Genomic DNA, 12018 nt, shown 5'->3' with positions numbered 1-12018 from the left:
CATTGCTTTGGCCGCCACCGCGAGGGGTCATCAGGCCTGGCAACAGGTCCCGGCCTGACGGGCTGCACCGGGTGCAAGGCGTTACCGTCATCAAGCAAGAACACGATCCCGGATCATCTGAAATGCTCGCGCCACGCCGCCACGCCGCCGCAAGACCGCGCGAACGAGCGGCCAGAAGTCAGGACGGATCGTTCCGCGTTCATCCAGCTCTTGATAGACCCGCCAGAAGCAATCGGCGCCCAACGCCGCCGGCATGTTAAACACGCCGTGATACCCAAAGGTTGTGGCCGGATCGCCCGTGCGTTCCGCAGAAAATCGATCTGCCAGTTCACGGGGAGCGAAGCACAGGCCCTGCTGCTCCAGCCATCGCCGGTTGACACGGCCAATCGCAACATCCTCCGGATGCATCGGGCGAAAGGCCGGATCCCGGCATGCTTCCATCAAGCGCCGGCTGCGTAGCGAGAAACCGCCGTTGCCCACATCGTGGCCATCGGCAAACTGCGGCCAACTCGCGCCGACATAATCATAGCGCAAGAATTCCGCATCCCAACGGGCGGCATCGAGCACGTGACCGTCCCATTGCACGACAAGGCCGTGACTGGTGTGTATGTGATCAGGCAAGTGCTGCAGCATGAAATTCGAGTAGGCGGCAGACGAGCGCAACGGCGCAATGCGCTCCACGCGGATTGCCGGCTGGACCGGTACGACATCGGCGTGGGTGAGCAAGACGCAATCGCCGAATGCGATCTGATCGAGACATGCCTCCATCGCACACAATGTTGCCGTTACATTCACGGATGTGACGGCGCACAAAGTGACCTCGGGCAAGGCAAGGATAGGATGGTCCGGGGGATCGGCTCGATGCACGCGTAACTCCAGGGGCCCATGTAACCGCTGACAATGCGCGAGCAACTGCCATGCCAGCACCACTACCGCATAGCGAGCTCGCCCCATTTCTCAACTCGGATCACACCGACAGATGGCTCCAGTCAACGCTTCTGTGCAAACAACGCCAACCCGCAGGTCACCACAAGCGGACCGATCCAGTCGACCCACTGGTCCAGCTTGGGCCACACGCGCAAGTCCAAAGGCCCCCACCATGGCATATTGGCGCGCAGGCCATGGCCGAACAGTTCGATCCAGCGATATTCCGCCTGGGCAATTTCGCGGCCGAGGAAATAGGCGGAGCCGATGGCCGCCCCCAGCCACCAGCTCCCGCCCAATCGGCGAACGAGGAGCTGGATGGCGAGGGCCGCCAACGGATGCTCGAAGTAGTTCATGGCCGCGCAACGCGCGAGGCGCGCTACGGCTCCCGGCGCCCCCTCAAAAAACCTTGGCGATCTCATAGAACACCGCGCCCACGAAGGCCGAGGCGGGGATCGTCACCAGCCATGCGACCACGACGCGCTGGGCAACGCTCCAGCGCACGGCCGAGGCGCGGCGGGCGGCGCCGACGCCCACGACGCAGCCGGTGATGGTGTGCGTGGTGGAGACGGGAATGCCAAAGGCGCTGGCGGCGAAAAGCATGATCGAGCCGCCGGCCGAGGCGCAGAAGCCCTGGTGGTGCGACAGCTTGGTGATGCGGCTGCCCATCGTTTCGATGATCTTCCAGCCGCCCGACAGCGTGCCCAGGCCCATGGCGACATAGCAGGACAGCACCACCCAGCCCGGCACATGGAACGTGCCGCCCAGCAGCCCCTGCGAATAGAGCAGCACGGCGATGATCCCCATCGTCTTCTGCGCATCGTTGGCGCCGTGGCCGATCGAATAGGCGGCGGCGGAAAGCAGGTGCAGCTTCTTGAACGCCCCTTCGGCGGTGCGTGCCGATGTCTTGGCAAAGGCCCAGGACGAAAGCAGCATCAGCAGCATCGAGACGACCAGGCCGATCACCGGCGAAAGCACGATGGCCGAGGTGGTGGAGGTGACGCCCTTCCACACGATGGCGTTGGTGCCGGCGTGCAGCGTGCCGGCGCCCAGCAGGCCGCCGATCAACGCGTGGCTGGAAGACGAGGGGATACCGCGCCACCAGGTGATCACGTTCCAGGTCATCGCGCCGACCAGCGCGCCAAAGATCACCTGCGGGGTGATCACGTCCTTGTCGATGATGCCCTTGCCCACCGTTTCGGCCACTTTCAGGCCAAAAGTGAAATAGGCGGCAAAGTTGAAGAACGCGGCAAACAGCACGGCCTGAACCGGGGTGAGCAGCCGGGTGGACACCACCGTGGCAATCGAATTTGCCGCGTCGTGGAGCCCGTTGATGAAATCGAACGCCAAGGCCATGATCACCAGAGCGATGATCAGGGGCAGGGCCACGGCCACATGGTTCATGAAACGTAGTTCCTCAGGCCCAGAACATCAGGCGTGGTCGATGACCAGGCCGTCGATTTCGTTGGCGACATCCTCGAACCGGTCCACCACGCGTTCGAGGTGGCTGTAGATCTCGCGCGCCACGAAGAACTGCATCGGCGCGGTCTGCCCATGGGCCTTGAATGCCTTGGACAAGCCTGCATCGTGAATCTCGTCGGCCTTGCCTTCCAGGCGGACCAGGCGCTCGGTCAATTCATGCAGGCGCGCGGCGTTGGCGTGGATCGAGCGCAGCAGCGGCAGCGCTTCGGCAATCACGCGTGCGCATTCCACGATGATCGCGGCCATGTCGCTCATTTCCTGCTCGAATGCCGAGACTTCATACAACGCGATCGCGTTGGAGGTCTGGTGCATCTGGTCGATCGAATCGTCCATCGCGCTGATCAGCGAGGTGATCGCGCCGCGATCGAAGGGCGTCAGGAACGTGCGACGCACCGTCACCAGCACTTCGCGGGTGATCGCGTCGGCGTCGTGCTCGCGCTCGGCGATCTCGCGCACATGGTCGGCCATGCCGGCCCCGCCCTGGAGCAGCCGCGCCAGCGCGTTGCTGCCCGCGATCAGGGTTTGGCCGTGCGCCTCGAACAGTTCGAAGAAGTTGCCCTGGCGCGGCAACAGGTTCTGGAACCAGTGAAACATGCCCAGTCTTTCTTTCACGTGGCCCAGGCTGCGGACCAGCGGTGCGGTTGTGGCAAGGGCCCGGAATTCCGTGGCCCGGAAGCTGCGAATCAATGCCTGCAGGTCTGGCTCGTCCACCGCATCGGCGGCGGCAGCAAGCGAAAACCATTGGCGCTTGCGTTGTTCCCCTTCGGCCCAGCGCGGCAGTTCGTCGGTCACGGCCAAGGGAAAAACCTGGACCTGGACCATGACCGCCGCGCCCGAACGCAGGGTCTTGCGGTATTCGAAACGGCCCAGCGCCGCCGGGCAGACGGCCCCGATCACGCCGGCCTCTTCCTCTGCCTCGCGCGCGGCGGCGGCATGGGCGGCTTCGTTCTTGCCGAAGTTGCCCTTGGGAATGACCCAGCGCCCTGTCCCGCGCGAGGTGACGAGCAGGACTTCGATGGGGGCGGAAAGGCCATCACCGATGGTGCGATAGGGCAAGGCGGCAATCTGGCGAACGGGACGCACTCCGGCAGGACAAAGCTATGCGGGCGCTAGAGGCTGCACGGGTGTATCGTCAAGAATTGGTCATAACCCCCCGTGCGATTTGTCGGCGGCACAAGCCTGCCAGGCCAATTCTGCTCCAGCAGGGAAATGTTGCAATTGCGTGGCACTCCCCTTCCCCGCTGGTGCATTTCGCGAGATCAGACGCTACACGTGGGCGCCATGCGGGTGCTGATCGTGGAAGACAATGTGCGGCTGGCCGATCTCGTGGCCGATGCGCTCGCGCGCAGCGGGATCGTCTGCGATGGCGCGGCCAGCCTCGATGCCGCCGATGCCGCGCTTGCTCTCGCGCAGTTCGATGCGCTGCTGCTCGACCTGGGCCTGCCCGATGGCGATGGCCGTGCGTGGCTGCAACGGCGCCGCGCCGGCGGCCTGGCGCTGCCGGTGCTGGTGCTGACCGCGCGCGGCGGTCTGGACGACCGCGTGGCCGGGCTGGATGCCGGGGCCGACGATTACCTGGTCAAGCCGGCCGAAACCGCCGAGATCGCCGCCCGCCTGCGCGCCCTGCTGCGCCGGCCCGGCCCCCGCGCCAGCGCCATGATCGAAGTGGGGCCGCTGGTCTTCGACACCGCCACCCGCCAGGCCAGCATCGCCGGCACGCGGCTGGACCTGGCCCGGCGCGAGGCCGACCTGCTCGAACTGCTGATGCGCGGTGCGGGCAGCGTGGTGCGGCGCAGCCAGATCGAGAACGCGCTCTACAATTTCGACGAGGCGGTTTCCCCCAACGCGGTCGATGCCGCCGCATCGCGCCTGCGCCGCCGGCTGGAGGAAAAGGGGCTGGGCGCCATGCTCCACACCATTCGCGGCCTGGGCTATCTGCTGGAAGACCGCCGGTGATGCCGGCTGAAAGAACCGGCATCGGCAGGGGCTCGATCCGCCTGCGCCTTTCGGTGGGGCTGGGCATCATCTGCGCCTTTGCCGTGGCGACGTTGGTCTTCACCCTGTTCTGGGAATACGACATCACGCCCGGTGACCTCGCCGGGCCCGACCACAGCGCGGCCTGGCGCGAAGTACGCGATCACGTGATCCTGCCGATCCTGGTGCTGATCGTGCCCACGCTGATCGCCACGACCTGGGTGATCGACCGCGCGTTGCGCCCCCTGGCGCGATCGGCCCGCACCATCGCCACCACCCCGGCCCAGCGCGGCCTGCGCCTGCCGCACGAGGAACTGCCGGTGGAAGTCGCGCCGTTCGTGGGATCGATCAACGACCTGCTGGCCCGGCTCGACAGCGTCGCTGCCAGCCACGAAGCCTTTGCCGCCGACGTGGCGCACGAATTGCGCACGCCGCTGGCGATCATGGCGATGCAACTCGACAGCCCCGACGCGCTCGACCGCGCGCATCTGCGGCGCGAGATCACCGCGATGCACCGCCTGGTCGACCAGCTTCTGCTGATGGCGCAGATCGAGGCGGAAACCGCCACGCCGCAACGCGCCCAGGGCTTTTCGCTTACCGCCGTGGCGGAAGACGTGGTGGCCACGCTGGCGCCCCAGGTGATTGCCCAAGGGCGCGAAATCGCGCTGGACGAACCGGCCGGGCACTCCCCTGCAACGGTCTGGGGCCATCGCGAGGCGGTGGCCGCCGCCTTGCGCAACCTGGTGGAAAACGCCGTGCGCGTCACGCCGCCGGGTGGGCTGGTGCGGGTGGCCGCCGGTCCCGGTGCCTGCCTGCACGTGACCGACGAAGGCCCGGGCTTGGCGCCCGAGGCGCTGGCCAGCCTCACCCGCCGCCACGCCCGCGCCGATCACGCTAGCCGCCAGGGCGCCGGGCTGGGTCTCAATATCGTCGAGCGGATCATGGCCGCGCACGGTGGCACGCTGACCAGCGACGCGGGCCGACGAACCCTGACCCTGCGCTTTCCCACCCCGCAATCACGCGGAGGCCACGCTTCATAAAATTGTCGCGATTTGTCGTATTCGCGTGCCGTCAGGTTTTCGTCAGGCCGGCGCGATAACCGGGCGCGATGAACAGGGCAATTCACAGGGCGATTCTGGGCGGCGCGGCCGCATTGGCATTGGTGGCGGCAGGCGGCTGGTGGTTCACGCGCGCGCCGGCCGAGCAAGCCGCGCCCGCCCCGGCAGCGCCGCTTGCCGCCAATGGCCTGCTTGCGGTCGATCCGGCCAAGGCCGCGGCGCTGGGCATCGCCACGGCCCCGGCCCGCCCGGCCGGCGAAGTGCCCCTGGCCGAACTGCCCGCGATAATCGCCCCACCCGCCAATGCCCGCGTGGCGGTGGCCGCCACTCTGCCCGGCACCGTGTTGCGCACCCTGGTGGTGGAAGGCGATGCGGTAAAGCGCGGCCAGGCCCTGGCCGTGGTATCCAGCCGCGAGGTCATGACCCTTTCGGCAGACCTGGCGCGAGCCCATGCCCGTGCCGGGGTGACGCAATCGAGCGCGGCGCGACTGGCGCAATTGAGCCGCGAAGGCATCGTGGCGGGCGCCCGCGCCGACGAAGCGCGGGCCCTGGCCGCCGAAGCCGGTGCCGACGTGAGCGAAAAGGCCCGCATCCTGGCGCTGGTCGGCGCGCGAGGCGGCAGCGGCACGTACACGCTGACGGCCCCGATCGCCGGCCGCGTGACCAAGGCCGATATCCAGGCCGGCATGCCGGTGGATGGCACCACGGCGCCTTTCGTGATCGACGCGGCCGGCCGCTATGAAGCCACCGCGCAAGTGCCCGAGCGGCTGATCGGCCAGGTTCGCGTGGGCCAGACCGTGCGCCTGGGATCGGTTGCGGGAACCGTGACGGCAGTGGGCGGGACGATCGATCCTGCCACCCGTTCGGCCACGCTCAAGGCGCAATTGCCGGCCGATCCCGGCATCGTGGCCGGGCGCGTGGGCGCGCTCACGGTGTGGGGCCCGGCAGCGGGTGGCGCGGTGGCGGTGCCGGAAGACGCACTGACCACGATCGGCGCGGATGACGTGGTCTTCGTCGCCACGCCCCGCGGCTACCAGCGCCGCACCGTGCATCGGCTGGGCGCGGCCGATGGCCAGGTCATCCTGAAGGACGGCGTGCGCGCAGGCGAAGCCGTGGTCGTTGCCGGCACCAGCGCTCTGAAAGCGCTGGCCGAAGCGAACTGAAAGGCGCCGGCCCATGCTGCGCAAGCTCGTCGCCCTCTCGCTGTCGTATCGCCTGCTCGTGCTGGGGCTGGCCTTGGCGGTGGCGGCGCTCGGCACCTGGGCATTCCTCGGCCTGCCGGTCGATGCCTATCCCAATATCGCGCAGACCCAGGTGAAGATCATTCTCAAGGCGCCGGGGATGACGCCCGAGGAAGTGGAAAGCCGGGTGATCACCCCGATCGAAACCGAAATGCTGGGCATTCCGGGCCAGGCTGTGCTGCGCTCCACCGCCAAGTATGCGATTGCCGACGTGACGATCGATTTCGTCGATGGGACCGACATCTATTGGGCGCGCAACCAGGTGGCAGAGCGGCTTTCAGGCGTGCTGGCCGACCTGCCCTCTTCGGTCAGCGGGGGGATGGCGCCGATTTCCACGCCGCTGTCCGACGTGCTGATGTTCACGATCGACGGGCCACTTTCGCTTCAGCAAAAGCGCGAGCTGCTCGACTGGACGATCCGCCCCGCCCTGCGCACCGTGCCGGGCGTGGCCGATGTCAACGCGCTGGGCGGCTATGTCCGCACATTCGAAGTGCGCCCCGATCCCACCGCGCTGGCCGCCGCGCACCTTTCGATCGCGCAGATCAAGGCCGCGATCGAAAGCGGCAACCGCAACGATGGCGCCGGCCGCCTGGTGACGGGCGAGGAAGCGCTGATCGTGCGCACCGTCGGCGCGATCCAGACCGAGGCAGACCTGGCTGCACTGGTCATCGCCAATCCTGAAGGCCGCGTGCTGCGCCTGGGCGACGTGGCCAGCGTGGGCACCGGCAGCCTCACCCGCTATGGCGCGGTGACGCGCGGCGGCAAGGGCGAGGCGGTCGAAGGCCTGGTCATCGCCCTGCGCGGCGCCGACGCGCAAAAAGTGGTCGCCGGCGTGAAGACGCGGCTCACCGATTTGCAAGCCAGCCTGCCCGCCGGCACCACCATCCACACGTTCTACGATCGATCGGACCTGATCAGCCGCGCGGTGTTCACCGTGGAGGAAGCCCTGGTAGAAGCCACGATCCTGGTCATCGTGCTGCTGGTGCTGTTCCTGGGCGATTGGCGCGCGGCGGCGATCGTGGCGGTCACGCTGCCGATGGCGGCGCTGATCACGTTCCTCTTGATGCACCTGTTCGGCCTATCGGCCAACCTGATGAGCCTGGGGGGCCTGGCGATTGCCATCGGCATGCTGGTGGATGGCGCAGTGGTGGTGGTGGAAAACGTGGTGGAGCGGCTGGGCGAAACGCGCGAGGATGGCCTGCCCCGCCTCAACCAGGTGTTTCGCGCCACGGCCGACGTGATCGTGCCGGTTTCGGCCGGCATCCTGATCATTGCCCTGGTGTTCCTGCCGCTGCTCTCGCTTCAGGGGCTGGAAGGCAAGTTGTTCGCGCCCGTCGCACTCACCATCGTCTTCGCACTGGCCGGTTCCTTGCTGCTGGCACTCACGCTGGTGCCGGTGATGGCGTCGTTCGGCCTCCGACAAGGTCACCATGGCGATCCCTGGATCATGCGCTGGCTGACCCCGCGTTATCGCCGCCTGCTTGACGGCGCCTTTGCCCGCAAGGGCCTGGTCTATGGCCTTTCGGCCGGTGGCCTGGCGCTCGCCGTGCTGGCCTATGGTGCCGTCGGCAAGACCTTCATGCCCACGATGGACGAAGGCTCGGTCATCGTGCAGCTGACCAAGCTGCCCACGATCAACCTGGCGCAATCGACCCAGGTGGACATGGCGGTGCAGCGCGCGCTCAAATCCGTGCCCGAAGTGGCCGACGTGATCGCGCGCACCGGCACCGACGAGATCGGCCTCGACCCCATGGGCCTCAATGAAACCGACAGCTTCGTGGTGTTGAAACCGCAATCGGAATGGCGCGGCAACAAGGATTTCGTGGTGGACCAGTTGCGCCGCGCCACCGATGGCCTGCCCGGCGTGGAAACCACCTTCACCCAGCCGATCGAAATGCGCGTCTCGGAAATGCTCACCGGCGCACGCGGCGATCTGGCAGTGAAGATCTTCGGGCCCGACACGCGCGCCCTGGCAGACCTCGCCACGCGCATCCAGGCCACGCTCAAGGGCGTGCGCGGCGCCAGCGAAGTGCTGACCGTCGCCAACGACAATGTCGATTACCTGCAATTGAATGTCGATCGTGTGGCCGCCGGGCGGCTTGGCATGCCGGTGGACCAGCTGGAGGACACCCTGCGCGCGGCGGTGGAAGGCATGCCGGCCGGCATCGTCGCCCAGGGCCAGCGCCGGGTGCCGATCGTGATCCGGGGTGAAGACGCCCTGCGCAGCGACCCCACCCGCTTTGCCGACATGCAGATGCTCACTCCTTCGGGCGCGGTGGCCCGCGTGGCCGATATGGCACAGGTTTCGCGCACGGCCGGGCCGGTGAAACTCGATCACGAAAACGCCTCGCGCTTTGCCCTGGTGCAGGCCTTCGTCTCGGGGCGGGACTTGGTGGGCTATGTCGACGATGCACGGGCCCAGGTGGCGCAGCGCGTGCCGCTGCCGGCGGGCTATCGCATCGAATGGGGCGGCCAGTTCGAAAACCAGCAGCGCGCCGCCGCGCGGCTCATGCTGGTCATCCCGATGGCGCTGCTGCTGATCTTTGGCGTGCTGCTCGCCACGCTGCGCTCGCTGCGGGCTTCGGCGCTGATCCTGGCCAACATTCCCTTTGCCATGGTCGGCGGCATCGTTTCGCTGTGGGTGTCGGGGGAATATCTCTCGGTGCCGGCCTCGGTCGGGTTCATCGCGCTGCTCGGCATTGCCGTGCTCAACGGGCTGGTGCTGGTCGCCTATTTCCGCCAGCTGCGCGAGGAAGGTATGGCCCTAGACGAGGTGGTGCGGCTGGGCGCGCAGCGCCGCCTGCGCCCGGTGCTGATGACGGCCAGCATCACCGCGTTCGGCCTGGTGCCGCTGCTGTTTGCCAGTGGGCCGGGCTCGGAAATCCAGCGCCCGCTGGCCATCGTGGTGATCGGCGGCCTCGTCACCTCCACGCTGCTCACCCTGGTGCTGCTGCCGATCCTCTTCGCCCGCTTCGGGGAAAGCGCGGCCGAGCGAGCGAGCCAGACCGACATGCCGGCGGAGGCGCACCATGGCTGACCTGCTGTTCACGTTCCATTGCGCGCGTGGCGACGCGGAAAGCCTGGCCCTGGCCCTGCGCGGCGTAGCCGATGCCCCGGTGCATTGGCAGGATGAAGTCGTGCTGGGCCACGATTACGCCGACGCCGGCACCGGCGAACAGGTCGAAGGCCTGCTGTGCCGCACCGCGCTCACCCTGATCGTGCCCGAAAGCCGCGCCACCGCGCTGGTCGATACTGCCCGCGATGCGCGCTGCCGCGCCCCGGTGCGCTGGCACGCGGTTCCCGTTCACTCCCAGGGCAGGATCGCCTGATGCGCCGCTTGGCCTCTCTCTTCCTCGTGCCGGCCTTGCTGTCCACGACAGCCCTGGCCGCGCCGGTGGCCGAAACCCCGCCGCCCAACCTGCCGCCCGAAGCCACGGTGGTGGCCGCGCTGGACAATCACCCCACCGTCGCGGCCGCCGGCGCGCGCGTTGCGGCGGCACGCTCGGCCGCCACCGCGCTGGCCAAGGGCAGCCACGAAGTGCTGATCTCGGGCACGATCCAGGCGCGCGACGTCACCAACGAGCGCCGCTACCGGGAATTCGATGCCCAGGTGCTGCGCCCCATCCGCCTGCCGGGCAAGGCCTCGCTCGATCGCGAGGCTGGCGCCCTGGGGGTGGACGTGGCGCACAACCGCATGGAAGACAGCCGCCACCAGGCCGCCCTGCTGCTTTCGCAACTGTGGTTCGACTGGCTCACCGCAGGTGAGCTTTATCGCGTGGACCAGGCCAACGTGGCCTTGCTGGACGAGGCGCTGGCCGCCATCACGCGGCGCCAGCAATTGCGCGATGCCGCCACGCTCGATGTGGACCAGGCCCGCGCCGCGCGCGACCAGGCGCAGGGCACCGCGGCGATGAGCGCGGCCGACATGGCCCAGGCCCGTGCGTTGCTCGCCGCCAATTTTCCCGATCTGCCCCTGCCCGATTCGCCACCGGCGCTGGGCGATGTGCCCACCCCGGCCAACGATCTGGCCACCTTGCGCGACCTGGTCATCGCCCGCAGCCACGAGATCGGCGCGGCCGACCGCGAGGCGGCGCGGCTGGGCACCCTCGCCCGCCGCGCCGAACGCGACCGCACCGCCGATCCCAGCGTGGGCTTCCGCGCGTTCAGCGAGCGCAGCGGGATGGAGCGCGGCGGCGGGCTGGTGCTGCAGATCCCGCTGGGCGGCGGTTATCGCAAGGCCCTGGCCGAGGAAGCCGGCGCCCAGGCCAGCGCCGGGCTGCTCGATCTGGCCAACGTGCGGCGCGAGGTGGAGGCAATGGCCGATGGCGATCTGGTCAACGCGCGCGGCCGCCGCGCCGCCTGGGAAGGGATCGCCGCTTCGGCCCGTTCCACCGCCCAAGCCGCCACGCGCACCGCGCGCGGGCAGCAACTGGGCGCGATCGACCTGGCCGATGCCCTGCTCGCCCGCCGCCAGGCGCACGAGGCCGCCCGCCTCGAAGTGGCCGCGCGCAGCGAGGCGATCCGCAGCCTGATCAAGCTGGAAATCGATTCCCACGTCATCTGGGCAGACGAGGACACCGACGAGCATCCCTCGTGAACCTTTGCCGCATGCGCTGTCCCGCAACGGAGCAGCGCTTTTGCAGTATGGTTAGCGAATTTGACTCGCGTGCCGCCACCGGCTTGGAAGGGCAAGTCCGATCGCCCCCGCATATTGGAAGCCGCTGATGAACACCCTGCCCCTGTTTTCCCTGCCCCGGCTCGCTTTCGCCGCCCTCGTGCTGGGCGCGGTACCCGCCCATGCCACCGGCACCTTGCCGCCAGCCGCCCTTCCTGCGGTGGAACTGGCAACCCCGCCGGCCGGCGTGGTCCTGGCGCCGCCCCGGCTGGTCCGGCATGGCGATCACCTGGCGGTGGTGACGATGGTGCGCCAGAACGTCCAGACCGCCAAGGTGCAGCAGGGCCAGCTTATCGCCCGCTATCGCGCCAGCGGCGCCAGCGCCGAAACCGTGGCCCAGGCGCGCTGCGACGCGCACCGCTGGCAGGAAGCCTGCACCGTGGCGCTCACCGGCCTGGGCGGCACCAGCCCGGACCGGATCACCGTGGCGTTCCAGCCCCGCGGCTGACGTGCCGCCGGCGCGGCGCGCGCCCTGCATCATTTCTGACGACGTCCTGCAGCGCGGTCCGGTCTTCCGGGCCGCGCTACGCATTTGCGGCTAGTTCCGCTCCCAGCCTTTCTCAAGACGGTTAATTCTAGACAGCTGCCCAGCGACGCACGGCCCCTTCGCACGTCGGCCATGCGTAATATTCCGAATTAAATCCGTCCGTTTTTGTATCCGTCA

The 12018-nt window shown here is 68.2% G+C and carries 11 protein-coding genes; 7 read left to right on the top strand and 4 right to left on the bottom strand.

The window, feature by feature from the left end:
- Positions 1 to 90: 90 nt before the first annotated feature.
- From FHW94_RS01900 to FHW94_RS01885, 4 genes are all read right to left on the bottom strand, one after another.
- A complete protein-coding gene (locus FHW94_RS01900) occupies positions 91 to 867 on the bottom strand; it encodes a DUF5672 family protein (protein ID WP_168554099.1) in 777 nt (258 codons plus the stop codon).
- A gap of 122 nt (positions 868 to 989) precedes the next feature.
- Entirely contained in the window at positions 990 to 1280 is a 291-nt protein-coding gene (locus FHW94_RS01895; protein ID WP_168554098.1) for a hypothetical protein, read from the bottom strand.
- A gap of 43 nt (positions 1281 to 1323) precedes the next feature.
- Positions 1324 to 2328: an inorganic phosphate transporter gene (locus FHW94_RS01890; protein WP_168554097.1), complete on the bottom strand. Its 1005-nt coding sequence runs from the start codon at positions 2326 to 2328 to the stop codon at positions 1324 to 1326.
- A gap of 27 nt (positions 2329 to 2355) precedes the next feature.
- Entirely contained in the window at positions 2356 to 3489 is a 1134-nt protein-coding gene (locus tag FHW94_RS01885) for a DUF47 family protein (protein WP_349237417.1), read from the bottom strand.
- Positions 3490 to 3687: 198 nt separating this feature from the next.
- Between FHW94_RS01885 and FHW94_RS01880 the strand changes: the two genes are divergently transcribed.
- The 7 genes from FHW94_RS01880 to FHW94_RS01850 all read left to right on the top strand — a co-directional run bounded on the left by FHW94_RS01880 (position 3688) and on the right by FHW94_RS01850 (position 11802).
- Positions 3688 to 4362 (top strand): response regulator transcription factor, encoded by a 675-nt coding sequence (locus FHW94_RS01880; protein ID WP_168554096.1) that lies wholly within the window; start codon positions 3688 to 3690, stop codon positions 4360 to 4362.
- A complete protein-coding gene (locus tag FHW94_RS01875; protein ID WP_168554095.1) occupies positions 4362 to 5420 on the top strand; it encodes an ATP-binding protein in 1059 nt (352 codons plus the stop codon). Before FHW94_RS01880 ends, FHW94_RS01875 begins: the two co-directional genes overlap by 1 nt.
- 68 nt (positions 5421 to 5488) lie before the next feature.
- Positions 5489 to 6601 carry an efflux RND transporter periplasmic adaptor subunit gene (locus FHW94_RS01870; RefSeq protein WP_168554094.1) on the top strand — a complete coding sequence of 371 codons (1113 nt, stop codon included), beginning with the start codon at positions 5489 to 5491 and terminating at the stop codon, positions 6599 to 6601.
- 13 nt (positions 6602 to 6614) lie between these two features.
- The gene (locus FHW94_RS01865; protein ID WP_168554093.1) at positions 6615 to 9716 is read left to right on the top strand and encodes a CusA/CzcA family heavy metal efflux RND transporter; all 3102 of its coding nucleotides are present in this window, start codon (positions 6615 to 6617) and stop codon (positions 9714 to 9716) included.
- Positions 9709 to 10008: a DUF3240 family protein gene (locus FHW94_RS01860; protein WP_168554092.1), complete on the top strand. Its 300-nt coding sequence runs from the start codon at positions 9709 to 9711 to the stop codon at positions 10006 to 10008. Before FHW94_RS01865 ends, FHW94_RS01860 begins: the two co-directional genes overlap by 8 nt.
- A complete protein-coding gene (locus tag FHW94_RS01855) occupies positions 10008 to 11276 on the top strand; it encodes a TolC family protein (RefSeq protein WP_168554091.1) in 1269 nt (422 codons plus the stop codon). The genes FHW94_RS01860 and FHW94_RS01855 overlap by 1 nt, the downstream gene beginning before the upstream one ends.
- A gap of 127 nt (positions 11277 to 11403) precedes the next feature.
- A complete protein-coding gene (locus FHW94_RS01850) occupies positions 11404 to 11802 on the top strand; it encodes a hypothetical protein (RefSeq protein WP_168554090.1) in 399 nt (132 codons plus the stop codon).
- The last annotated feature ends 216 nt before the right edge of the window (positions 11803 to 12018 follow it).

Origin of the sequence: Novosphingobium sp. SG720, from assembly GCF_012275365.1 — a bacterium.
GTDB lineage: Bacteria > Pseudomonadota > Alphaproteobacteria > Sphingomonadales > Sphingomonadaceae > Novosphingobium > Novosphingobium rhizosphaerae.
Note: the sequence above shows the minus strand (reverse complement) of the source record. Positions and strands in the feature narration are given on the sequence as shown.